Annotated in this window: 19 protein-coding genes and 2 pseudogenes; 10 read left to right on the forward strand and 11 right to left on the reverse strand. The window is 68.5% G+C overall.

The features are described 5' to 3' along the window. Positions 1 to 63 precede the first annotated feature (63 nt). The 3 genes and pseudogenes from dnaN to JK363_RS45155 form a co-directional block, all read right to left on the reverse strand. On the reverse strand, positions 64 to 1,194 hold the full coding sequence (gene dnaN, locus JK363_RS06070; RefSeq protein WP_201872185.1) for a DNA polymerase III subunit beta: 1,131 nt from the start codon (positions 1,192 to 1,194) through the stop codon (positions 64 to 66). 839 nt (positions 1,195 to 2,033) lie between these two features. Beyond that, positions 2,034 to 3,440: pseudogene (gene dnaA, locus JK363_RS06075) on the reverse strand (chromosomal replication initiator protein DnaA); the annotation flags it as partial. A gap of 182 nt (positions 3,441 to 3,622) precedes the next feature. Further along, a pseudogene (locus tag JK363_RS45155) lies at positions 3,623 to 3,926 on the reverse strand (chromosomal replication initiator protein DnaA); the annotation flags it as partial. 433 nt (positions 3,927 to 4,359) lie between these two features. On the opposite strand from JK363_RS45155, the gene rpmH reads away from it, so the two are divergent. From rpmH to JK363_RS06120, 9 genes are all read left to right on the forward strand, one after another. Next, positions 4,360 to 4,497: a 50S ribosomal protein L34 gene (gene rpmH / locus JK363_RS06080; RefSeq protein ID WP_003956500.1), complete on the forward strand. Its 138-nt coding sequence runs from the start codon at positions 4,360 to 4,362 to the stop codon at positions 4,495 to 4,497. 25 nt (positions 4,498 to 4,522) lie between these two features. Beyond that, positions 4,523 to 4,906, forward strand: a complete 384-nt coding sequence (gene rnpA, locus JK363_RS06085) for a ribonuclease P protein component (protein WP_201872194.1) — start codon at positions 4,523 to 4,525, stop codon at positions 4,904 to 4,906. Further along, positions 4,903 to 5,220 carry a membrane protein insertion efficiency factor YidD gene (yidD, locus tag JK363_RS06090; protein WP_030827780.1) on the forward strand — a complete coding sequence of 106 codons (318 nt, stop codon included), beginning with the start codon at positions 4,903 to 4,905 and terminating at the stop codon, positions 5,218 to 5,220. Before rnpA ends, yidD begins: the two co-directional genes overlap by 4 nt. 3 nt (positions 5,221 to 5,223) lie before the next feature. Further along, positions 5,224 to 6,360 carry a membrane protein insertase YidC gene (gene yidC / locus JK363_RS06095; protein ID WP_201872196.1) on the forward strand — a complete coding sequence of 379 codons (1,137 nt, stop codon included), beginning with the start codon at positions 5,224 to 5,226 and terminating at the stop codon, positions 6,358 to 6,360. A gap of 15 nt (positions 6,361 to 6,375) precedes the next feature. Further along, positions 6,376 to 6,885: a Jag family protein gene (locus JK363_RS06100; protein ID WP_201872198.1), complete on the forward strand. Its 510-nt coding sequence runs from the start codon at positions 6,376 to 6,378 to the stop codon at positions 6,883 to 6,885. Between the two features lie 110 nt (positions 6,886 to 6,995). Further along, entirely contained in the window at positions 6,996 to 7,709 is a 714-nt protein-coding gene (gene rsmG / locus JK363_RS06105) for a 16S rRNA (guanine(527)-N(7))-methyltransferase RsmG (protein WP_201872200.1), read from the forward strand. A 279-nt stretch (positions 7,710 to 7,988) separates the two neighbouring features. Then, positions 7,989 to 9,074, forward strand: coding sequence for a ParA family protein (locus tag JK363_RS06110; protein ID WP_201872202.1), 1,086 nt, complete (start codon positions 7,989 to 7,991; stop codon positions 9,072 to 9,074). After that, a complete protein-coding gene (locus JK363_RS06115; protein ID WP_201872205.1) occupies positions 9,071 to 10,204 on the forward strand; it encodes a ParB/RepB/Spo0J family partition protein in 1,134 nt (377 codons plus the stop codon). The genes JK363_RS06110 and JK363_RS06115 overlap by 4 nt, the downstream gene beginning before the upstream one ends. A 327-nt stretch (positions 10,205 to 10,531) precedes the next feature. Next, on the forward strand, positions 10,532 to 11,149 hold the full coding sequence (locus JK363_RS06120) for a GNAT family N-acetyltransferase (RefSeq protein WP_009716491.1): 618 nt from the start codon (positions 10,532 to 10,534) through the stop codon (positions 11,147 to 11,149). A 66-nt stretch (positions 11,150 to 11,215) separates the two neighbouring features. On the opposite strand, the gene trxA is transcribed toward JK363_RS06120, so the two are convergent. The 7 genes from trxA to JK363_RS06155 form a co-directional block, all read right to left on the reverse strand. Then, positions 11,216 to 11,545 carry a thioredoxin gene (trxA, locus tag JK363_RS06125; RefSeq protein ID WP_009716492.1) on the reverse strand — a complete coding sequence of 110 codons (330 nt, stop codon included), beginning with the start codon at positions 11,543 to 11,545 and terminating at the stop codon, positions 11,216 to 11,218. Between the two features lie 42 nt (positions 11,546 to 11,587). Then, positions 11,588 to 12,538: a thioredoxin-disulfide reductase gene (trxB, locus tag JK363_RS06130; protein ID WP_201872207.1), complete on the reverse strand. Its 951-nt coding sequence runs from the start codon at positions 12,536 to 12,538 to the stop codon at positions 11,588 to 11,590. Between the two features lie 148 nt (positions 12,539 to 12,686). Further along, positions 12,687 to 13,649 (reverse strand): RsmA family anti-sigma factor, encoded by a 963-nt coding sequence (locus tag JK363_RS06135; RefSeq protein WP_201872209.1) that lies wholly within the window; start codon positions 13,647 to 13,649, stop codon positions 12,687 to 12,689. Continuing rightward, positions 13,646 to 14,335 (reverse strand): RNA polymerase sigma factor SigM, encoded by a 690-nt coding sequence (gene sigM / locus JK363_RS06140; RefSeq protein WP_201872212.1) that lies wholly within the window; start codon positions 14,333 to 14,335, stop codon positions 13,646 to 13,648. The genes JK363_RS06135 and sigM overlap by 4 nt, the downstream gene beginning before the upstream one ends. Positions 14,336 to 14,365: 30 nt before the next feature. After that, on the reverse strand, positions 14,366 to 16,099 hold the full coding sequence (locus JK363_RS06145; protein WP_201872214.1) for a protein kinase family protein: 1,734 nt from the start codon (positions 16,097 to 16,099) through the stop codon (positions 14,366 to 14,368). A 110-nt stretch (positions 16,100 to 16,209) separates the two neighbouring features. Next, the gene (murJ, locus tag JK363_RS06150; protein ID WP_201872221.1) at positions 16,210 to 18,588 is read right to left on the reverse strand and encodes a murein biosynthesis integral membrane protein MurJ; all 2,379 of its coding nucleotides are present in this window, start codon (positions 18,586 to 18,588) and stop codon (positions 16,210 to 16,212) included. A gap of 48 nt (positions 18,589 to 18,636) precedes the next feature. After that, positions 18,637 to 21,045 carry a DUF6049 family protein gene (locus tag JK363_RS06155; protein ID WP_201872223.1) on the reverse strand — a complete coding sequence of 803 codons (2,409 nt, stop codon included), beginning with the start codon at positions 21,043 to 21,045 and terminating at the stop codon, positions 18,637 to 18,639. Between the two features lie 179 nt (positions 21,046 to 21,224). On the opposite strand from JK363_RS06155, the gene JK363_RS06160 reads away from it, so the two are divergent. Beyond that, complete coding sequence (locus JK363_RS06160) at positions 21,225 to 22,715, forward strand: CCA tRNA nucleotidyltransferase (RefSeq protein WP_201872226.1); 1,491 nt, start codon at positions 21,225 to 21,227, stop codon at positions 22,713 to 22,715. Positions 22,716 to 22,729: 14 nt separating this feature from the next. Here JK363_RS06160 and JK363_RS06165 read toward each other — a convergent pair whose 3' ends face one another. Next, positions 22,730 to 24,070: an MFS transporter gene (locus JK363_RS06165; protein WP_201872227.1), complete on the reverse strand. Its 1,341-nt coding sequence runs from the start codon at positions 24,068 to 24,070 to the stop codon at positions 22,730 to 22,732. Between the last annotated feature and the right edge of the window lie 39 nt (positions 24,071 to 24,109).

The raw sequence follows: 24,109 nt of genomic DNA on the forward strand, positions 1-24,109 counted from the left end.
GGCCGAGCCTACGCCCGAGGGTTGCCGCACAGTTGTGGGCTACACCCGCTCATTCGCTCGCACTCATCCGCTCAGCCGGACCGGCATGATCAGGTACTTGTACGCCTCGTCCGCCTCGGCGTCGATGGCCGGCTTGCCGCTCAGCAGGGCGGGCTTGGTGGACGTGGTGAAGGAGAGCTGGGCGACCGGGGAGTCGATCGCGCTGAGGCCGTCCAGCAGGAAGGTCGGGTTGAAGGCGATCGAGATGTCGTCACCCTCGAGCTGGGCGTCGACGCGCTCCACAGCCTGTGCGTCGTCGCTCGAACCGGCCTCCAGGATCAGCACCCCCTGCTCGAAGCTGAGCCGCACCGGGGTGTTGCGCTCGGCGACCAGGGCCACACGCTTGACGGCCTCGACGAACGGGGCGGTCTCGATCACCGCGACGGAGTTGAACTCGGTCGGGAACAGGGTGCGGTACTTGGGCAGATCGCCTTCGAGCAGCCGGGTGGTGGTACGCCGCCCGGCGCCCTCGAAGCCGATCAGACCTTCACCGGCGCCTGAACCGGACAGCGCGAGCGCGACGGTGTCGCCGCTGGTCAGCGACTTGGCGGTGTCGAGGAGCGTCTTGGCGGGCACCAGGGCGACCGCGGAGATATCGGGGGTCTCCGGCTTCCACAGGAACTCGCGGACCGCGAAGCGGTAGCGGTCGGTGGAGGCCAGGGTGACGGTGTCGCCCTCGATCTCGATCCGGACGCCGGTGAGCACCGGGAGGGTGTCGTCACGGCCGGCCGCGATGGCGACCTGGGCGGCGGCGGCGGCGAAGACATCACCGGGGACGGTGCCGGTCGCGGTGGGCATCTGCGGCAGCGCCGGGTACTCCTCCACAGGCAGGGTGTGGAGGGTGAACCGCGACGAGCCGCAGACGACGGTGACGCGCACACCGTCGCTGGAGATCTCCACAGGGCGGTTGGGGAGGGCGCGGCAGATATCGGCGAGCAGACGGCCGGAGACGAGGACCGTGCCGTCGTCCTCCACATCGGCTTCCACGGAGACACGGGCCGAGACCTCGTAGTCGAAGCCGGAGAGGCTGAGCGCGCCGTCCTCCGCCTTCAGCAGGATGCCCGCGAGAACGGGCACCGGCGGACGGGCCGGAAGGCTGCGGGCCGTCCAGGCCACTGCCTCCGCGAGTACATCGCGCTCCACCCGGATCTTCACCGGAACCGCCTCCTGCTGTTGCTGGCTCGCCCTGCTGGCCTTCGTCGTCGGCTGAGTCGCCGGGGACCAGTCTGACGTACGCCGCCGACAGTCGGTGCGGCTCGGGGTCAAGTCGGCGCCCGGGGTGTCGGGCGGCTCGGCCCGAGGTTGTGCACAGGCCCCACTTCGAAGCGATTTCCCCGCTACATCTCTGTGGTCGTAGTAGTAGGGCTTGTGGAAACCGTGGAAAACTCCGTCGTCCCAGGCCAGGAGCGGTTTTTTATCCACTGGGCCTGTGGGCGGAGGCCGTGGACAACCGGGGCGATCTGTGGATGCCGGAGAGTTCTGCACATGCGATGCACAGACAACGCCCGGTTCTCCCCAACGCTGTCCCCAGTTTTACCCAGGTTCCCCACAGCCCAACCCGCCCCCTTGGTGTGATGCCTTTCACTCGAGCCGGTGACCGTGTCCATTTCGTTGCCGAACAGTGGACGACGATGGGGAAAAGCTGTGGGCAACCGCCCTCCGCCTGTGGGCGGGCAGTGGACAACGTGATCCACGCCCTGTGGGCAACGCGTTCGTCCACAGTCTGTGGACTTCGGTTTGCCACAATTCCACAACCGGCTGACCTCGGTCGACGCCATCCTCACAGCCCAGCCTGTGGATGCGATCGGGACAACTCACCAGTCCCCAGGGTGTGGACGGGGGATTCGCCGCACAGCTGTGGAGAATCGCTTCGCCCCGACGCGGAATCGAACGGCCCGGGCATCGAATGACGAAGGGCGCCCCGGGAGTTGTTGTCCCGGAGCGCCCTGAGAGCGGGTCGCGGCAGCCGTGCGTCCGCGCCGTCAGCCGTTCTTTCAGCCGTTCTTGATGCGGTTCGTCAGCTCGGTCACCTGGTTGTAGATGGAGCGCCGCTCGGCCATCAGCGCCCTGATCTTGCGGTCGGCGTGCATGACGGTCGTGTGGTCGCGGCCGCCGAACTGCGCGCCGATCTTGGGCAGCGACAGATCGGTCAGTTCCCGGCACAGATACATCGCGATCTGCCGCGCGGTGACCAGCACCCGGCTGCGCGAGGCGCCGCACAGGTCGTCCACCGTGTGTCCGAAGTAGTCGGCGGTCGCGGCCATGATCGCGGTGGCGGTGATCTCCGGGGCCGCGTCCTCGCCGCCGGGGATCAGGTCCTTCAGGACGATCTCGGTGAGACCGAGGTCCACCGGCTGCCGGTTCAGGCTCGCGAAGGCCGTCACCCGGATCAGCGCGCCCTCCAGCTCACGGATGTTGCGGGAGATCCGCGAGGCGATGAACTCCAGCACCTCGGGTGGTGCGTTCAGCTGCTCCTGCACCGCCTTCTTCCGGAGGATCGCGATACGCGTCTCCAGCTCCGGCGGCTGCACATCCGTGATCAGCCCCCACTCGAAGCGGTTGCGGAGCCGGTCCTCCAGGGTCACCAGCTGCTTGGGCGGCCGGTCCGAGGACAGCACGATCTGCTTGTTCGCGTTGTGGAGCGTATTGAAGGTGTGGAAGAACTCCTCCTGCGTCGACTCCTTGCTCGCCAGGAACTGGATGTCGTCGACCAGCAGGATGTCCATGTCGCGGTAGCGCTTGCGGAACGCGTCCGCCTTGCCGTCGCGGATGGAGTTGATGAACTCGTTGGTGAACTCCTCAGAGCTCACATAGCGCACCCGGGTGCCGGGATAGAGGCTGCGCGCGTAGTGCCCGATCGCATGCAGCAGATGCGTCTTGCCGAGCCCCGACTCCCCGTAGATGAACAGCGGGTTGTACGCCTTGGCCGGCGCCTCGGCGACCGCGACCGCCGCGGCGTGCGCGAAACGGTTCGAGGCGCCGATGACAAAGGTGTCGAAGAGGTACTTGGGGTTCAGCCGCGCGGTCGGCTCACCGGGGCCGGACGCGGGCGCGGGCTGTGCGGCCAAGGGGCCGGGCGCACCGGTCTGGGAGGGCAGCACGGGCGGTCCGCCGCGGGCGCGCTCCAGCGGATCGGGAAGATCGTGGCGCTGCTGCTCGTACGGCGGGCGCTCGGGGGCCGCGCCGGGGCCGCCGCCGGGAACGCCGGTGCCACCCGCGGCACCCGAGCCACCGGGACCACCGCCCGGGCCGGGGCGCTCCATGCCCGGACCCCGGTAGTCGCCGCGCGGCGGCTGCTGGTCGTACGGCGGCTGGTCGTAGCCGGAGGGGGGCTGCGAGGAATAGGGGTCGGCCTCGGTGAAGCCGCCGAGCCGGGGCTGCTGCCAGCCGTAGTCGTCCCGCTGGTGCGGCCAGGCGCCGGGCTCGGGGCGCGGCTGCTGATAGCCGGGGTAGGCGGGGCGGGCGGTGGGCAGCTCATCGGCGGACGGCGGGCGGCCGTAGTGCTCCCGGCCGTCGTAGCTTTCGTACGCCTCGCGCTGATCCCGGCTCTCATACGTCTCGCGCTGCTCCCGCTGGGGCTGCTGCGGGACGACCGGCTCACCGGCGGAGTCGTCCACGGTGATCGCGATACGGATGGGGCGGCCGCACTCCCGGCTCAGCGTCTCGCTGACCACCGGGGCGAGCCTGCCCTCCAGTACGCCCTTGGCGAATTCATTGGGGACGGCCAGCAGAGCGGTGTCTGCGACGAGAGCCAGCGGCTGGCACCGTTTGATCCAGTGTTCGTCCTTGGCCTCGACACCCTGTCCGCCCTGTCCCGTGCCCTCTCCCAGCAGCCGCTCGAGCACACGTGGCCACACTGCGGCAAGATCGGCGGGTACGTCAGCCACAGGGCACGCTCTCTCACTCGCTGGGTGGGGGACGCCGACAGGTCCCACGAATGTGTGGTTCTCGGGACGGGCGTGAAGGAATCGGAGCCTGGCCACGGTAGTCAGGCCGGGGTGCACGGTTCAAGTCGTTGTCCACAGGGTGTGTACAAATGTGCCATGCAATGTCGCCGGGCGTTCCCTTGCCCCCAGGTGACGCGGCGGGTGGCGTGGGTGTGGCGTCCACCGGTTTGACCGGATGGCGTAACCGCGCGTACCGTAACCAGGTCGAGTTGTCGATGGCTGCTGCCGCCTGCCTCCGATGGGCAAGGATCGCGGACACCATGATCCACGATCGTGAAGCGGTGCACTCGGGCGTATTGCGAGCTACTCGTGGGCGCACGGTGACAGCCAGGCGATCTCCCGCCACCACCCGATTCATTTCTGGAGCCCCCGAGTGAGCAAGCGCACCTTCCAGCCGAACAACCGCCGCCGCGCGAAGACCCACGGCTTCCGGCTGCGTATGCGCACCCGTGCCGGCCGCGCGATTCTCGCGTCCCGCCGCAGCAAGGGTCGCGCCCGCCTGTCGGCCTGAGCAGCCTGACCTCAAGGTCCATGACGTGCTGCCTACCGAGAATCGGCTGAGGCGGCGCGAGGACTTTGCGGCCGCGGTACGCCGAGGACGCAGGGCCGGTCGCCCGCTCCTTGTCGTGCACTTTCGCAGCGGCCTCACCAGCGGTGACAGGGACCCGCACGCATCCGGGGGGAGTGCTCCCCCGGCGCGTGCGGGTTTCGTCGTGAGCAAGGCGGTCGGCGGCGCCGTCGTCCGCAATCTGGTGAAGCGGAGGCTGCGCCATCTCATGCGGGACCGACTCGATCGTTTTCCCGCAGGTAGCCTTGTGGTCGTACGGGCACTGCCCGGTGCGGGTGAGGCGGGTCACGACCAGCTGGCCCGCGATCTCGACACGGCGGTGCAGCGGCTACTGGGAGGGGTGCCGCGATGAAGTACCCGCTGCTGTGGTTGATCAAGCTGTACCAGTGGACCATCAGCCCCATGCTGGGACCGGTCTGCAAGTACTACCCGTCGTGCTCGCACTATGGCTACACGGCCATTGACCGGCACGGCGCGGTGAAAGGAACGGCGCTGACGGCCTGGCGCATTCTGCGCTGCAACCCGTGGTCGCTCGGTGGCGTCGACCACGTCCCGCCCCGGAAGCGTCCGGTGTGGCACCAGCGGCTGCGGAACCGCCTCGGCGGGCATCCGGCTGTGGAGCCTGCCGCACAGCCCGAGACCCAGCCCAATGCCCAAGGAGCCTGATTCGTGGACACGATCCTCGGCCCTCTTTATTACGTAGTTTCCTGGATCATCGTCCAGTTCCACTCGTTCTACAGCCTCATCTTTGACCGGGACAGTGGCTGGGCGTGGGGTCTGTCGATCGTTTCCCTGGTGGTGCTGATCCGGATCTGCCTGATCCCGCTCTTTGTGAAGCAGATCAAGGCGACCCGGAACATGCAGGCGCTCCAGCCGAAGATGAAGGCGATCCAGGAGCGCTACAAGAGCGACCGGCAGCGTCAGTCCGAAGAGATGATGAAGCTCTACAAGGAGACGGGTACCAACCCGCTCTCGAGCTGTCTCCCGATCCTGGCGCAGTCGCCGTTCTTCATCGCGCTCTACCAGGTGCTCAACCACATCGCGAACGGCAAGACGGTCGCCTTCATCGACCAGCCGCTGCTGGAGAGCGCCCGTAACGCCCATATCTTCGGCGCTCCGCTGTCCGTGAAGTTCATGGACTCGGCCTCGAAGGTCGAGTCGCTGGGCGCTTCCCTCACGGACGTCCGGGTCGTGACGATCACCATGATCATCCTGATGTCGGCGTCGCAGTTCTTCACCCAGCGCCAGCTGATGACCAAGAACGTCGACCTCACGGTGAAGACGCCGTTCATGCAGCAGCAGAAGATGCTGATGTACGTCTTCCCCATCATGTTCGCCGTCTTCGGCATCAACTTCCCGGTCGGTGTCCTCGTCTACTGGCTGACCACCAACGTCTGGACCATGGGCCAGCAGATGTTCGTCATCCGCCGGAACCCCACCCCGGGCAGCGTCGCCTTCCAGGCCCGCCAGGAGCGGCTGCGGGAGAAGGGCAAGCTGAAGGAGGAGCCTGCCGAGGTCGCCGCCAAGGAGGCCGCCGAGACCGCGCGGGCCAACCGTCAGCAGCCCAAGCGCCAGACCAAGTCGCAGCGCACCGCGGGCAGCACCCAGGGCCAGGGCCGCGCCAGGGCGCAGTCCGGTGGCACCGCGAAGACCTCGATTGCCAAGGAGTCCGGCAAGGGCGAGGCAGAGAAGCCGGAGAAGAAGGCGGCGCAGGGCGGCAAGCCGGCCGGCGGCGGCTCCTCCCGCACCACGAAGTCCGGGCAGCGCAAGGGCCAGCAGCGCCCCAAGCACCCCTCCAAGAAGTAACGAAGGAGTCCATCCGTGACGGAAGGCACCACCCCGGCCGCCGAGGGTGTCGACACCCTGACCCGCCTGGAACAGGAAGGGGAGATCGCTGCCGACTACCTCGAGGGGCTGCTGGACATCGCGGACCTCGACGGCGACATCGACATGGACGTCGAGGCCGATCGCGCAGCGGTGTCGATCATCAGCGAATCGACCAGCCGTGATCTTCAGAAGCTGGTCGGCCGCGACGGCGAGGTGTTGGAGGCTCTTCAGGAGCTGACCCGCCTCGCGGTCCACCGGGAGACCGGCGACCGCAGTCGGCTGATGCTCGACATCGCCGGATTCCGGGCCCGTAAGCGCACCGAGCTCACCGCGCTCGGCACCAAGGCCGCGGAAGAGGCGAAGGGCACCGGTCAGCCGGTGAAGCTCAAGGCGATGACGCCCTTCGAGCGGAAGGTCGTGCACGACGCGGTGGCCGCCGCAGGGCTGCGCAGCGAGTCCGAGGGCGAGGAGCCCCAGCGCTGCGTGGTCGTGCTCCCGGCCTGACCCGGTCCGGCTTCATTGCACACGGCCCCGTCTGCGCGCAGACGGGGCCGAATCTTGTCAGCCTTGCATCAGCGTTCAGCCACAGTGTTCGGTACGGAAGGACGGTCCCCGTGACGGAAGCAGCGGAGCTCCCCCCGGCGCCCGACGAGGCGAGGGAGGTATTCGGTGAGCGCTTCCCGGAGGCTGTCCGCTACGGAGAGCTGCTGGCCGATGTCGGGGTGACCCGCGGGCTGATCGGCCCGCGCGAGGTGCCGAGGCTGTGGGAGCGGCATCTGCTGAACTGCGCCGTGCTCTCCGAAGTGGTGCCGGAGGGGGTCACCGTCTGCGATGTGGGCTCGGGCGCCGGGCTGCCCGGTATCCCGCTCGCCCTGACCCGGCCGGATCTGCGGATCACGCTGCTGGAGCCCCTGCTGCGGCGTACCAACTTCCTCCAGGAAGTGGTGGAGCTACTGGGACTCGACCATGTGACGGTGGTGCGTGGCCGCGCCGAGGAGGTCCTGGGCAAGCTGCCTCCGGTCCATGTGGTGACCGCACGGGCGGTGGCTCCACTGGACCGGCTGGCGGGCTGGGGAGTTCCGCTGCTGCGTCCCTACGGAGAGATGCTCCTGCTGAAGGGCGACACCGCCGAGGAGGAGCTCAAGCACGCCCGTGCGGCACTGGGGAAGCTGGGTGTGGTGGGCACCTCGGTGCTGCATGTCGGCGAGGGGGTGGTCGACCCGCTGTCCACCGTGGTGCGGGTCGAGGTCGGGGAGAGCCCTGGAGGTGTGCGTTTCGCCGCCAAGCGAGCCAAGGCGGCGCGACGGAGTCCGCGGCGCAGGCCCTGAGCTGATCCGGTGGCGCAGCCGATGTGATTCGTATGTGAAGTGCCCTCCGTACGGAGGGCCGGAGTGCTCCATACAAGCTGCCTAAACTACGCAATCCGGAGTGTCGCGGCAGATCGCCAGGTCCATCCATGCATCGTGTTTCACGTGAAACGTCGCTCCCTGCTGCATGGAATCATCAGTCGCGGTCGTGCGGCGGCCTCGCCCCGCGACCGCCGACCCCGTAAGGACGTGGATTCATCCACAGGAGAACGGGCCTCGCTGGTTCACGACCCCAAAAGCATGGCAGGCTCTGTTCATCGCGAGCCTGATGTCGAGGAGAGTGAATCCTTGCGGTCCGACGCCAACATCGCGGGGCCGATGACCGATCCGGTCCCCGGCCCCCGTACCGAATCGGCGGGGGAGGATGTTTCACGTGAAACACCTCCTCCGATGGACGACACCCCCATTGGCCGTGCCGCTCAGTTGGCGGTCGAAGCCCTGGGCCGGGCCGGCGAGGGGCTGCCGCGACCGGAGCAGACCCGGGTGATCGTGGTGGCCAACCAGAAGGGCGGAGTCGGAAAGACCACGACCACGGTCAATCTGGCTGCCTCACTCGCTCTGCACGGCGGTCGTGTGCTGGTGGTCGACCTCGACCCACAGGGCAATGCCTCGACGGCCCTGGGGATCGACCACCATGCCGAGGTCCCTTCGATCTACGACGTCCTGGTCGACAGCAAGCCCCTGTCCGATGTGGTGCAGCCGGTCCCGGATGTGGAGGGGCTGTTCTGCGCTCCGGCCACCATCGATCTCGCCGGTGCCGAGATCGAGTTGGTCTCACTGGTGGCGCGGGAGAGCCGACTGGAGCGGGCCATCCAGGCCTATGAGCAACCGCTGGACTACATCCTCATCGACTGCCCGCCCTCGCTCGGACTGCTCACGGTCAACGCTCTGGTCGCGGGCGCTGAGGTGCTGATCCCGATCCAGTGCGAGTACTACGCGCTCGAGGGGCTCGGCCAGCTGCTGCGGAACGTGGATCTTGTCCGCGGCCATCTCAATCCCAAGCTTCATGTCTCGACCATCCTGCTCACGATGTACGACGGCCGTACCCGGCTGGCCTCGCAGGTGGCGGACGAGGTCCGCAGCCACTTCGGCGGTGAGGTCCTCAGAACCAGCATCCCGAGATCGGTGCGGATCTCCGAGGCCCCCAGCTACGGGCAGACGGTCCTCACCTACGACCCGGGATCCAGCGGGGCGCTTTCCTATCTCGAGGCGGCGAGAGAGATCGCGCTCAGGGGGGTGAGTGTGCAGTATGACGGCCAGCACGCTCATGCTCTTCCCGAGATCAGCCAGCACGACCAGCACAGCATGCAGGAGGGGATTCAGTGAGTGAGCGACGCAGAGGGCTGGGCCGTGGGCTCGGTGCCTTGATCCCTCCCGCGCCGAAGGGGGCGGACAACTCCGGACCCCTGGCGGGGGCGGGAACGGTCACCACGTCCGGGGGCACCACCTCACCGACCGCGGTCCCCATGCTCACCCAGGAGCGTGGGGTGGCGGCGGCCAAGGTGGCCGCGCTGGCCACCAACGGTGTTTCACAGGAAACCGAGCCCGCGCCGCGTGAACCGGAGCCCGAGGCGGCTCCGGTGGCGATGACGGAGGAAGTCGCCGGAGCTCATTTCGCCGAACTGCCCCTGGACTTCATCACCCCCAACCCTCGCCAGCCGCGTGAGGTCTTCGATGAGGACGCGCTCGCCGAACTGGTCACCTCGATCCAGGAAGTCGGTCTCCTCCAGCCCGTTGTGGTGCGGCAGCTGGCGCCCGAGCGCTATGAGCTCATCATGGGCGAGCGCCGGTGGAGGGCTTGCCGTGAGGCGGGGCTGGAGAAGATTCCGGCGATCGTCCGAGCGACTGAGGACGAGAAGCTTCTTCTCGACGCGCTGCTGGAGAACCTGCACCGGGCCCAGCTGAATCCGTTGGAAGAAGCGGCCGCCTACGACCAGTTGCTGAAGGACTTCAGCTGCACACATGACGAGCTGGCCGACCGGATCGGGCGTTCGCGTCCCCAGGTCTCCAATACGCTGCGGCTGCTGAAGCTCTCACCGGCCGTCCAGCGCAGGGTCGCGGCGGGGGTGCTCTCCGCCGGGCATGCGCGAGCTCTGCTCTCCGTGGAAGACGGGGAGGAGCAGGACCGGCTGGCGCATCGCATTGTCGCCGAAGGGCTGTCGGTGCGTGCGGTCGAGGAGATCGTCACCCTGATGGGATCCCGCTCGGGCGGGACATCGAAGAGCAAGGGGCCGCGCGCCGGTAACCGGGTGTCCCCCGCACTCACCGATCTGGCGTCACGGCTCTCCGACCGGTTCGAGACCCGAGTGAAGGTCGACCTGGGCCAGAAGAAGGGAAAGATCGTCGTTGAGTTCGCCTCGATAGAGGATCTGGAGCGCATTCTCGGGTCCCTCGCCCCCGGCGAGGGACCAGTGCTGGAGCAGCCTCTCGCAGAGGCGGACGACGAGGACGAGTAAGGCACTGGCCGTACGGCGCTCCGCCGTACGGAATGGCAGTGCGGGGCGGGTCGTGTTCCGATGATCTCGGAACACGGCCCGCTCTTTGCCTCAGCGCGGTATCGGTGCATTCGCCGCGCGGATACGATGCGACCAGGTATGGCGGATCCATGTGGAGGTGCCTCATATGGAGGGCAGGGCCATGCGATCGGTGAGCCGCACCGGACTGTTGGCCACAGGATTGGGCCTGGGAGCTGTCGGCGGGTTTGTCGGCAGTCTGCTCAGGGAGCGTAGTGCTCTGTCAGCCGCCCGTGCCGCGGCTGGCCATGGAAGTGAGGGACTGGCTTCATGGGGCGTCGGCTCGTACCGCTCACGCTGGACAACCTCCCGGACATCCCCAAGCGCTGTCGCGCCTGTGTCTTCTGGGAGCTCGACCCCGTCAGCGGCGAAGCCGCGGTAAGGGCCGGTCGGCCGGAGCTGGAGAAGGAAGCGTGGATCTCGGCCGTTCTGCTGGAGTGGGGATCCTGCGGCCGGGTGGTCTATGTCGATGAGGTGCCGGTGGGCTTTGTGCTCTATGCGCCTCCCGCCTATGTCCCCCGGTCCACGGCCTTTCCGACAAGCCCGGTCGCGGCCGATGCTGTGCAGCTGATGACGGCATGGCTGATGCCTGGCTACCAGGGGCAGGGGCTGGGCCGGGTGATGGTCCAGACGGTTGCCAAGGATCTGATCCGCCGGGGCTTCAAGGCGATCGAGGCGTTCGGGGATGCCACCTGGAAGGAACCGGCGTGTGTCCTGCCCGCCGACCACCTCCTGGCGGTGGGCTTCAAGACCGTCCGCCCCCATCCGCGCTATCCACGGCTGAGACTGGAGCTGAGAACGACGATCTCCTGGAAGGAGGACGTCGAACTGGCCCTGGACCGGCTGCTCGGTGCGGTTCAGAAAGAGCCGGCGCTCCGTCCGTTGTGAGCGTTCCACGTGAAACACGAAGGGGCCGCCCTCCGGGGCGGCCCCTTCGTGTGGGTGGCTGAGGGCTCAGCCGATGAAGTCGGCCAGGTCGCGCTCGATCGCGGCCTTCGGCTTGGCGCCGACGATGGTCTTGGCGACCTCGCCGCCCTGGTAGACGTTGAGCGTCGGGATGGACATCACGCCGTACTTGGCGGCGGTGGCCGGGTTCTCGTCAATGTTGAGCTTGGCAATGACGATCTTGTCGGCGTGCTCGGCCGCGATTGCCTCGAGGGACGGGGCGATCTGGCGGCACGGACCGCACCACGCGGCCCAGAAGTCGACGAGTACCGGCTTGTCGCTCTTGAGGACGGTCTCCTCGAAGTCGGCGTCCGTCACAGTGACCGTGGCACCGGCCATGGCTATCTCCTTAGTGGGTTGGTGCAGGGGTGGGAAGCGGAGTCAGACGGTGGCGTCGCCGTCACCCAGGGCGGCGAGGTAGCGCTCGGCGTCCAGGGCGGAGGCACAGCCGGTGCCCGCCGCGGTGATCGCCTGACGGTAGGTGTGGTCCACCACATCGCCCGAGGCGAAGACACCGGGGAGATTCGTACGGGTCGAGGGAGCGTCCACCTTGAGGTAGCCCTCATCGTCCAGGTTCAGCTGGCCCTTGAACAGCTCGGTGCGCGGGTCGTGGCCGATCGCGATGAACAGCCCGGTCACCGGCAGCTCGGAGGTCGCGCCCGTCTTGACGTCCCGGAGGGTCAGACCGGAGAGCTTGCCGTCGCCGTGGAGCTCGGTGACCTCGCTGTCCCAGATGAACGAGATCTTGGGGTCTGCGAAGGCGCGCTCCTGCATCGCCTTGCTGGCCCGGAGGGTGTCCCGGCGGTGGACGACGGTGACGGACTTGGCGAAGCGCGACAGGAAGGTCGCCTCCTCCATCGCGGTGTCACCACCGCCGATGACGGCGATGTCCTGGTCCTTGAAGAAGAACCCGTCACAGGTGGCGCACCAGGAGACACCGCGGCCGGAGAGCTCGTCCTCACGCGGCAGACCCAGCTTGCGGTGCTGGGAGCCGGTGCTGACGATGACCGTCTTGGCGCGGTGGATCGTGCCCGCGGAGTCGGTGACGGTCTTGATGTCCTCGCTGAGGTCGACCGCGGCCACATCGTCCGGGACAAGCTCGGCACCGAAGCGCTCGGCCTGGGCTCGCATATTGTCCATGAGGTCCGGGCCCATGATCCCGTCACGGAAGCCGGGGAAGTTCTCCACGTCGGTGGTGTTCATCAGAGCACCACCGGCGGTCACGGAGCCTTCGAAGACCAGCGGCTTCAAGGAAGCGCGGGCGGTGTAGAGCGCGGCTGTATAGCCCGCGGGCCCGGAACCGATGATGATCACGTTGCGGACGTCGCTCACGGATGTCTTCCTTGTCTCTGCCGACTGCCATTGCTGACTGGGCGGCGGCCCCCGGGATTCCCCGGAAAACGCTGCCACCCCACCCAACGGATCCTACGGGTCCGGCATTCCCGGGTGGCGCTCCGGCGGGGCCCGTGTGGGCCGTTCCTCAGCCCCGTGGGTAGGTGCGGGTCTCCAGGAGCTTTCCGGTGGAGGACGGTGAGGACGAGACACAGGACGCGTCGATCACAAAGGCATCGACACGCGAGCTGTCGGAGGGGTGCGGCAGCACGACGATATAGGCGGCCTTGCCGTCGTAGGTGTCCTGCTGTGCGGCGAGCGCCGGCTCTGTACGGCCGATGCCCTTCTGGACGCAGGACGGGACCTTCGGGTCCTCGGCACGGAGTGGCACATCGGGGGTGCCCTTGTAGGGACCACCGGGCGAGGCGGCGGTCTTACGGTCGGTGAGCATCTCGTGGACCCGGTCCTTGAGGGTTCCGGCCGAGACGGTGTCCTGGTGCTCCGTGGAGTTGCGGTTGGCGTTCGGCCCGGAGCCGGTGCCGTCTCCCGAGGTCGCTTCCTGGATGAAGAACGTGCCCAGGCCGATGACGGCCACGGCGCATGCGGATCCGAGGAGAATCCTGGGCCAGCGGCGGGTACGGCCGGAGCGGGCGCCGGGGCCGGTGGATCCACGTCCTGGTCCGGTGGCGCCTCGTGGCCGCCCGGCGGGCCGGTCAGCGGTCACGGACGGCTTGGACGCTCCCGCCGCGTGATCGCTGTCCTCGGCCGTTTCACGTGAAACCTGCTGGGGCGACGCCGACGGCTCCGGAGTTTCACGTGAAACATCCGTGCGGCCCTCGGAAGCCTCGGGGGCGGTGGCGTCGAGAAGCGCCTCGGCGGCGAGTGCGGCGTCGATACGGCCCGCGACATCGGCGGGCATCTGCACCGGGCCCGGGAGGGTGCCGAGCAGTGAGCGGATCTCGTCGAGTGAGGACCGTACATCGGCGCAGAGCACACAGCCGTCGAGGTGAGTGCGCACATCGACGGTCCTGGACGGAGAGAGCAGCCCCTCGGTGAGTGCGGAGATCTCCGCGACGTCCGGGTGCTCGTCCGTGTCCGTCGAGGATGTCACGCTCGCCCACCTCCGCCCTTCACGGCATCTGTGTCATTCGGTCCTGCCGTCGGTGGGACGGACGTCCCCTGCGTCCGGTTCCTTGCCCCGCCCGAAGAGGTACTACCCCTCCCATTGGGGTGGAGATGCGACAGCAGTGGGAGGAGTCGTGCGCGTCCCCGTGCGCAGCGGCTTTTCACCGTACCGGTGGGGACCTCCAGGACCTTCGCGGCCTCCGCCACGGGATATCCCTGCATGTCGACGAGCACGAGTGCCGCGCGCTGCTCGGCGGGGAGGGTACGCAGTGCCTGGAGGAGTTCGCGGTGGAGATCGCCGCGCTCGGCAGGGGCGGCGGCCGATTCATGCGGTTCGAGAAGCTGCTCCAGCCGGTCGGTGTCGGCGACCGGGGAGGTGCGGCGGGAGGCGGTCTTGCGTGCCCGGTCCAGACAGGCATTGACCGTGATGCGGTGGAGCCAGGTGGTGACGGCGGACTGGCCGCGGAAGGTGTGGGCGGCACGGTAGGCGGAGACGAGCGCGTCCTGGACCGCGTCGGCGGCTTCCTCACGGTCGCCGAGGGTGCGCAGCGCCACCGCCCAGAGTCTGTCGCGGTGGCGCCGTACTATCTCGCCGAAGGCGTCCGGGTCGCCCTTCACATGCCGGGCAAGGAGCTCGGCGTCGCTCGCCTCGCCGATGGTGGCGTCGTCCAACGTCGAGCCCCCTCCCTGATCGAACCGGGCTCAGCCGGTGAACTTCACTTCCGTGATGGCTTGCTTAAAGGGCCGTGCGTAGTACTGCTCCGGCGGAGAGGACGGCAACGCCGTGAGCCAGACGAGTACATAGCGCGTCTTGACCGTCTTCTTGACCTTCAGGTCGGCCGCTTTCGTCGTCGTCTTGCCCGTGTACAGATGCGTAAACGAGCTGACGGGGTCCTTGGCCGACGCGGTCGGATTCAGGGAGTCCGTGGCGTACAGCGAGATCTCGGTGAACGGGCCGCCGTACTGCAAGGAGATGGAAGCACCACTGACTTCTTGCTCCGAGCCGAGGTCATAGACGATCCCTACGCCCTTCTTGACGCTCGGGGCGAAATTGGGACCATCGTCGTAGCCCCTGGTGCGCCAAGAGGTCGACGGGTCCTTGTCATAGGTGAGGTCGGCTTGCTCGGCGTTCTGGAGGCTGCCGTCGGGAGCGAACTCCACCGCGTCCTTGATGGCGATCGGTTTGCTGGCAACCTGCCCCGGCTTGTCGTCGTCCTTCTCACTGGTGGACTTGCCCGGGTCCGGCTTGTTCTCGTCCTTCAGCAGGGTGTCGGCGAGCTGCCAGCTGCCCAGGCCGAGGGCCGCGATCAGAAGCGCGGAGACGGCCCACTTGAGGGCCTTTCCGGTGCGGCTCTGCAACGGAGGCGGCGGGGGCACAGGAGAGGGCGCGGGAGGGCGCGAGGTGCCGCCACGCGTCGGGGGCTGGCCGTAGGCGCCCTGCTGGTACGTGGTGCGCTGATAGGCCGGAGAGGGCGTGAAGGCGGGCTCGGGCGGCCGGATGCGCGGCATGGCCGAGACGGCCTTGGCCAGCTCCTCGGGGGTGGTGCAGGGCTGGTCCTGACGGGAGGCGGTGGCCCCGTCGTTGACCAAGGCGCGCATCGCCAGCTCGGACAGCCCGCGGTGGACTCCGGCGCGGACCTGGTCGGGTGCGATCAGGCCGACGCCCTTGGGGAGCCCGGCGAGCCCGTACGCGTCCTTCTCGTAGGGCCAGCGCTGGGTCAGCCCGGCGTACAGCAGGGCGCCGATCGCCTCCGTATCGGTGCGCTGGGGGTGGTCGGCGCTGATACCGCGCAGGGCGGCCAGCACGGCCAGACCGCGGATGCGGTACTGACCGGATTCCGTGCGCAGCACGGAGCCGGGGTTCAGGCGCAGATGGGCCAGACCCTCGCGGTGGGCGGCGGCCATCGCCTGGGAAACCTGGCTGACCAACTGATAGGCGTCGTGCGGCTCCAGCGGCCCGGCGGCGAGCACGGTGGTGAGTTCCGTGGCGTCCGGAAGCCATTCGTGGACGACGTAGACGAGGTCGTTCTCCTCGACGGCGTCGAGGACCTGGACAAAGCGGGGGTCGCCCAGAAGCGCCGCCGAGCGGGCGGCGGCGAGGACCGGACGGGCCCGTGGATGGTCAGCCGGGAGGATGTGCACACCGACGGCACGGCGCAGTTTTTCGTCCACCGCACGCCAACTGCTGAATCCGTCCAGACGGGTGACGCACTCCTCCAGACGGTACCGTCTGGCGAGTTTGTGACCGCTGTGCAATTCGGGTGGGTTCGCGTCGGCCGCGGCGCCCGTCTCCCGGGTGCCAGCGGCCTCTGTGTCCTTGCCGGCCTTCTCTTCCGTCCCCGCCCCGTCGGCCGTGGCCTTGCCCGCCTCGGCGGTCAGCGGCTCCTCATCACCGCTGTCGGCCACGTCGACGGCAGCCGTGCTCCGTTCCGCCACCGTCGTTCCTGCCTCCCCATCCGTTGCACCTGGTCCGAGCCAAGACAATTGTGCCCACAGTCCGCCGCTATGCACGACACGCGACGGCGGACGATGGTTGTGCTCAATGATCAGCGACCGAGTCGTCCGCGCACCATACCGACCATGGCCGTCAGCTCTTCGATCCGCATCCGTTTCGCCGCAATGTAGAAGACCGCGATAAGAACGAGACCGCCACCCGCCAAGGACGCTACGGAGCCCGCCAGGCCGGAGCCGAGGGACTGGGTGATGGTGTAGGCCGCCCCACCGCCGAGGAGGGCTGCGGGGACGCTGGCGCCCACGAGACGGGTGTAGGTGCGCACGACATGGCGCCCGTGCAGATCGCCGCCCAGACGGACGCGCAGACGCTTCCACGCCACGCCTACGCCGATCGTGTAGGCCAGCCCGTAGGAGGCGGCCATGCCGACGACGGCCCAGCGGGCGGGCAGCGCCAGGAAGCACAGGGCGGAGGCGGCGGCGTTCACGGCGGCGATGATCACCGTGTTGTAGAAGGGGGTGCGGGTGTCCTCGTAGGCGTAGAAGCCGCGGAGCACTACGTACTGCACCGAGAAGGGGATCAGGCCGAGGCCGAAGGCCATCAGCATGTAGCCCATGGACTGGGCGGCCTCGGTGCCGGAGGCGCCGAACAGCAGGGTGCACATGGGGATGCCGAGCGCGACGAACGCGAAGGAGATCGGCACGATGGCGACGGCGGAGGTGCGCAGGCCCTGTGAGATGTCGTCGCGGACCGCGCCCGCGTCCCCGTCGGCGGCCGCGCGGGAGATCCGGGGCAGCAGGGCGGCCATCACCGAGACGGTGATGATCGCCTGGGGCATGCCCCAGATGAGCTGCGCGCTGGAGTAGCCGAGGTAGCCGGTGCCGGGGAAGCCCTGGTTGTCGGCCTTGGAACCGGCCCAGGTGGCCAGCTGGGTCACCACGACGACACCCACCTGGTTGGCGAGGACGAACATGACGGTCCACTTGGCCAGCTTGGCGGCTTTGCCGAGGCCGTGGCCCCGCCAGTCGAAGCGTGGCCGGAAACGGAAGCCCGAGGCGCGCAGATACGGGAACATCGCGAGCGCCTGGACGACCAGCCCGAGGAGGGTGCCGGCGCCGAGCAGCCGGATGCCCTCCGGCGTGATGGTCCTGACCTCCATCTTCGAGCTGCTGGCCGTGCCGAACACGTAGATGAACAGGCCGAAGGTGAAGATTATGACGATGTTGTTCAGGACCGGGGTCCACATCATCGCGCCGAAGCGGCCGCGGGCGTTGAGGATCTGCCCGACGACCACATGTACGCCCATGAAGAAGATCGTGGGCAGGCAGTAGCGGGCGAAGGTGACCGCGACCTCGTTGGCCGGGGGGTTGTCGGCGATGTCGGCGGACATCATCCGCACCAGCAGCGGGGCCGCGAACACGGCCACGGTGACGAGGACGCCGAGGACCACCATCACCAGGGTGAGCAGGCGGTTGGCGTAGGCGACGCCGCCGTCCTCGTCCTCCTTCATGGCGCGGACGAGCTGCGGGACGAACACCGAGTTCAGACCGCCGCCGATGGTGAGGATGTAGATCATCGTCGGCAGGGTGTAGGCGACGGCGTAGGTGTCGCCGAGGGTCGCCGCGCCGAGCGCCGCGATGATCACCATCTGCCGGACGAAGCCGGTCAGCCGGGAGACCAGCGTTCCGGCGGCCATCAGCGCACTGGACTGGAGCAGGCTCGCCGCACGTCCGCCGGAACGCTTGGGAGCGGCCTCGTCGGCGGCGGGCTCGGTGATCACCGGTGCGGCCACCGTGGGCGCGGCGGCCGACGCGGGCTCGGCCGCAGGCGCGGGCGCGGGCCGCGCGGGCCCGGGCACCGGAGCCTGGCCCTGGGAGGGCGCGGACGGATAGCCCTGGGGGCTCTGCGGATGGCCCTGGGAGGGTCGGGGCTCGTAGGGCTGCTGATCGCGGTAGAGATGTGCGAAGGCATCCCGCTGCGGCTGCTCCCCCGCCCCGTAGCCGCCGACGTCCGTGCCCGGGTATCCCGGGGCCGCGGGGTCGGCGTACTGCTGCTGCGGCGGGCCGGCGGGGGCCTGGCCGGCCGCGGGCGGCCAGGCACGCGGGTCGTGGCCCCGCGGCGCGGCGGCCTGCTGGGGGTAGGGCTGTTGAGGATGGCCGCCTTGCGGCGGCGCGGCGGGCGCGGCCCGGTCGTACAGCGGGTCCGTCAGCGGATCATGGCCATACGCGTCCTGCGACGCGGACGTGTGGGGGTAGGGCGTGTAGGTGCCGGTGACGTACGGATCCTGGAGATAGGGATCCTGCGTGTAGTGCGTCTGGCCGTACGCCTGACGGGGATCGGCCGCAGGGGCTTGGGCGTCGCCCAGATACGGATCCTGCTGGTGCGGTTGCGGTCCGTAAGGGTCGTGGGGGGTGTGAGGGGATGGCTGCGGCGGTGGTGGCCCCTGGCCATCACCGTCATATGGCGCGTTCATCGCTACCCCACCTCATCGTCCGCTGCGGCCGGTCGGCCCGGGCATTGCTCAATGCTCCACTTTCTCACCCGAGCCGGACGGGTCAGCGCTTTGCGATCCGGTGTCCGGTGCCGGGTCACTCGGCTGCTCGGGCACGAGAGCGTGTGACGCGTCACATTCGTCGGTCTCCGCGGCTTCGCGGGAGTCCTCGGCGCTCTTGCCGTCTTCGGCGTCCAGCTCCGTATCGCCCTCGTCATCGCCGTCGGCGGCGGACCGCTTGCGCTGGACGTAGATCCGGATGCCGGCGAGGACCAGCAGCAGCACACCGCCGGCGATGACGAGGATGACGGTCGAGGTGATCTCGGTGACATTCACCTGGAACGTCATCTCGTCGCCGTACGGCTGTCCGTCCGGGGTTTCCAGCTGTGCCGAAACCCACACCGGCCCGTTCGCGTTCGCCGTGGTGCCGAACTTCACGGACTGGCTGTGGCCGCCCTCGACGGTGACGACCTGGGGTTCGCCGACCGCCAGGCGGTTGCCCTGCTGGGAGCGGAGGACCAGCCGCAGCTTGACGCCCTGCACCAGGTTGTTCTGCACGGTCACCGGGATGGTGGCGCTCCGCCCGGACAGTGTCATGTCCGTCTTCGGGACCAGGCGCACCTTCTTGGTGAGCCCGGACAGATAGCTCTGGACGTCATGCCGGAATCCGGTCGCGTGCTGGGCCTCACCGCGCCACGAGGTGGACATGTCGCGCCTGATCGCGTTCCCGAAGGGGGGGACCACCCGGTAGTCGGCGGTGAGGATCCGCTCGAACATGTCGAGGGTGCCCTGGGTCTTCTGGATGTCGTCGAACGCCTGGGAGGGCAGCTCCTGTTTCCGCAGTGCTCGGGGATACGCATGGCCGCCGGGCACCCGCTGGGTGGCGTTCGGGTCGGGCTTGGCCTTCGCGGCCCGGCTCAGGTCGAGGGGCTCGCTCCACTGCCCGGGGAGACCCTTCAGGGCCGCCGCCATGGCCTGTGCCTGGCTGGCGGTGGGCATTCGCTGCGGCGCGACGACGATACTGCGCTGCTTGTCCGGTGCCTGGAGGCTGATCATCTGGCTCTGGGCGAGGAACCGCTGGATGGCCAGCGTGGAGTTCTGCGGCGTGGACATGTCGCCGTTGAAGGCGGTGGACAGCCGTGCGTCGGCGACCACCGCCGTGTTGCCGCCGCCGATCTGCCGGGCCGCCGTCGGGGTGTAGGAGAGGCCGCCGGTCTCCCGGAGGCTGTCGCTGCGGGCGATGACGTTGTGGGCGCCCGCGGAGGTGGCGACATCGACGACGGAGGAGTCGATCGCTCCGTCCACTGGCCAGGCGAAGTCCGTGCGCGGCTTCACCCCGAGGACGGTCTGCACGGTCAAGGAGGCGAGCTCGGTGGCGTCCTGGAGGTGGCCGAGGGCGCCGGAGTTCTTGCCGCGGTGGGCGAGGGAGGCGAGATCGGGGTCGGCGAAGGGCAGCGCGACCACCTGTTGGTCCTCCACGGCCTTCTGAAGATCGTTGAGCCACTGCTTGGCGACGGCCTGCCCGCGGCCCGGTGTGGTGTCGTCCCCACCCTTGGGGTCCTCGACCTCGTACGTCCGGGTCATCGCCTCGACCGTGGCGAGCAGATCGGGGTCGATCACCCAGGTGATGGGGAGGCTCTTCCCCAACGTCACCATCTGCTGCAACCGGCCGCCGGGAGAGAGCTCCTTCACAAGACGGTCGTCACGGAAGATGGGGGTGCGGTCCTCGTCGTTCTCCGTACGAGGGGTCACATGGGTGGCGGAGATGAGCGGCCACAAGAAGGTGAGCTGGGACTTCTTCTCGGCCGCGCTGGTCTGCCAGGGGAGGAAGGTGCGCCGGATCCCCAGCACCTGCGGCCAGGGCCGGTTCTGCGTCTGTCCGGTCAGGGAGACCCCGAGCTGATAGACGCCGTCCTGGCCGAGGTCCAGCTTGTCGACCGGTATGGAGAGAGAGAAGTCACGGCTGGCACCGGCCGCCAGTTTGCCGATCTTCTTGATGTACTTGCCGCCGATCTCGGTGCCGTCCGCGCCCTGGGTGTAGCTGGTGCGCCGGGCGGCATCGTCGATCGCGTTGCGGCCGTTGAGGGGCTGACCCACATGGAGGCCGACATGGGCGGCGGAGATCGCCGTCTTGGTGCCGTTGGTGACGGTTCCGCCGACCGTGAGGGTGTCGCCCTTCTCCGGCGCGGTGGGCGTCATCGAGGTGATGGCGACGTCCACGGAGTGGGAGCGGGTGACTTTGCCCCCGGGCAGCGCCACGGAGCCCGTGTGTGCCGTCCCGGCCGTGTGCTCCGCCGGGGCCGCGTGGGCGGCGGGCGACGCGGGGATCTGCGTCGCGCCCGCAAGCACCGGTACGGCCGCGAGGAATGCCGCCGTGCGCCGCAGCCATCGACGGGCACGAGCGGAAGTGGTCCCCCGGTGGTCTGCCGCATCGGCCACGCGCTCGCCCGTCCCTCGTCGTCAGTGGTCGTCAGTGGTCGTCGCAATGTGCGTCCACGGAATGGTAACGATGCCCGCTGTGGCGAAGTGCTGTGGAGAGCTCCACAAGATCGTTACGGGATCGGTTGCGCCGATCATCTGGAGGCTCCGAGGCGCGCGGCCACGTACCCTGTGCTGTTGTGCCGAACGCCAACAATGACAGCCGATCCCCGCAGTCGACCAATGAGCTCAGCCAGGTGCAGCGCCGTGCCGTGGCCGAATTGCTGAGGGTCTCTCCCGTCGCTGACGATCTCGCCCGCCGGTTCGAGCAGGCCGGTTTCCGGCTGGCCCTCGTCGGCGGCTCGGTCCGGGACGCGCTGCTCGGCCGCCTTGGCAATGACCTGGACTTCACGACGGATGCCCGGCCCGACGACGTACTGAAGATCGTCCGTCCCTGGGCGGACGCTCTCTGGGAGGTCGGCATCGCCTTCGGCACGGTCGGCTGCCGGAAGGACGCTCCCAGCGGAAACGGGTCACAGCAGAGCTTTCAGATTGAAATCACGACGTATCGGTCAGAGGCCTATGACCGGACATCTCGGAAGCCTGAGGTGTCCTACGGCGACTCCATCGAGGAGGACCTGATCCGTCGGGACTTCACCGTGAACGCGATGGCGGTGGCGCTTCCGCAGAAGGAGTTCATCGACCCGCACAACGGACTGGAGCACCTGGCCGCCCGGGTGCTGCGTACGCCGGGGACGCCCGAGGAGTCCTTCTCCGACGATCCGCTGCGGATGATGCGCGCCGCACGGTTCGCCGCTCAGCTGGACTTCGAGGTCGCCCCCGACGTCGTTGCCGCGATGACGTCCATGGCCGGCCGTATCGAGATCGTCTCGGCCGAGCGGGTGCGTGAAGAACTGAACAAGCTGGTCCTGGGGGCTCGCCCGCGCCAGGGCCTGCGGTTGCTCGTCGATACCGGGCTCGCCGACTGCGTTCTGCCGGAGCTTCCCGCGCTGCGGCTGGAGCGTGATGAGCATCACCGGCACAAGGATGTCTACGAGCACTCGCTGACCGTGCTGGAGCAGGCCATCGATCTGGAGGAGAACGGACCGGATCTGGTGCTGCGGCTGGCGGCCCTGCTGCATGACATCGGCAAGCCGAGGACGCGCCGGTTCGAGAAGGACGGCCGGGTCTCCTTCCACCACCACGAGGTGGTGGGCGCCAAGATGACCAAGTCGCGGATGACCAAGCTGAAGTACTCCAACGAGATGGTGAAGGACGTCTCACGTCTGGTTGAACTGCATCTGCGCTTCCACGGCTATGGCACGGGCGAGTGGACCGACTCCGCGGTGCGCCGCTATGTACGCGATGCGGGACCGCTGCTGGACCGGCTGCACAAGCTGACCCGCTCGGACTGCACCACCCGCAACAAGCGCAAGGCGGGGGCGCTTTCCCGTGCGTACGACGGGCTCGAGGAGCGCATCGCACAGCTCCAGGAGCAGGAGGAGCTGGAGGCGATCCGCCCGGACCTCGACGGCAACGAGATCATGACGATCCTCGGTATCGCCCCCGGGCCGCAGGTCGGCAAGGCGTACAAGCATCTGCTGGAGCTTCGGCTGGAGAACGGCCCCATGGAGCGGGACGCCGCCGTTGCCGCGCTCAAGGAGTGGTGGGCGGCCCAGTCGCAGGACTGAGGCCAACGGCGGGTCTACGTTTCACGTGAAACATCGCGCTGCCGCGTCCTCCCCTGGTCCTGTTTCACGTGAAACAGGACCAGGGTCGCCGTAGCCGCGTAGAGCAGCGCCACACAGACCACCAGCAGGGACGAGACCCCGTCGGGCGGCAGCATGACGGCGGCGACGCCCGCGGCGCCCACGAAGGCGACATTGAACAGGACGTCATAGAGGGAGAAGATCCGGCCGCGGAAGTCATCGTCGATCGATGACTGCACCACAGTGTCAGTGGCGATCTTCGCTCCCTGGGTGGTGAGTCCGAGAACGAAGGCGGCGACGAGCATCGGCGCGGGTTCGAAGGGCAGCCCGAGACCCGGTTCCAGAAGAGCGGCCGCTGCCGCGCACACCATGATCCAGGAGAGCTGGCCATCGGCGCGGGAGTGGCTGCCGATGGCGCTGAGCCGGCCCACCGCCCATGGGGTGATCAACGCGGCGGCGAAGAAGCCCGCGCCGGAGACGCCGACCGCCAGGCCGAGCAGGGCGAGCCCGTCGGCCTCGTTACCGGCCCACTCATAGCGGCAGAGCATCAGGACCATCACCGTGAGCGCGCCGTAGCAGAAGCGCATCAGCGTCATCGAGGTCAGCGCCAGAGTGGGATCCCGGCGCTTCAGCAGATGCCGCACGCCCGCGACCAGACCGTGTGCGGTGCTCAGCAGTGCGGTGCGCAGCCGGGGCAGGAGTACGGCCGGATCGGGGCCCAGCAGATTGAGCGGCATCACCAGTGTCGCGAGTCCCGCGGCGAGATAGAGCGCGGCGCCCAGCAGGACGACCAGTGCGTCCGACGAGGAGCCGCCCGGGCCCGACAGGCGGACGATGAAGGCCACCATGCCGCCCAGGGTGGCCGCCAGCGTTCCCGCTGTCGGCGACAGGGAGTTGGCCATCACCAGCCGCTCCGGGCTGTCCACCACACGCGGCAGCGCGGCCGAGAGCCCTGCCAGCACAAAGCGGTTCACGGCCGTCACAGAGAGGGCGGAGACGTAGAAGAGCGCGTCCGGTACCTGGGCGAGCACCAGAACGGCGGTTCCGACGGCCAGTCCGGAGCGCAGCAGATTGCCGTAGAGCAGGACCTGCCGACGGCGCCAGCGGTCCAGCAGCACCCCGGCGAACGGGCCGAGGAGCGAGTAGGGGAGCAGCAGCACCGCCATAGCGGAGGCGATGGCCGTGGCGGAGGTCTCCTTCTCGGGGGAGAAGACCACATAGGTCGCCAGCGCGACCTGGTAGACCCCGTCAGCCGACTGGGACAGCAGGCGGACGGCCAGGAGGTGGCGGAAGTCGCGGAGTTGCAGCAGTACGCGGAGATCACGCACAACAGGCATGACGCCACCTTCACACACCACACGGGCCTCCGGGTGTAT

It is taken from the genome of Streptomyces coffeae (genome assembly GCF_016741875.1).
Taxonomy (GTDB): Bacteria; Actinomycetota; Actinomycetes; order Streptomycetales; family Streptomycetaceae; genus Streptomyces; species Streptomyces coffeae.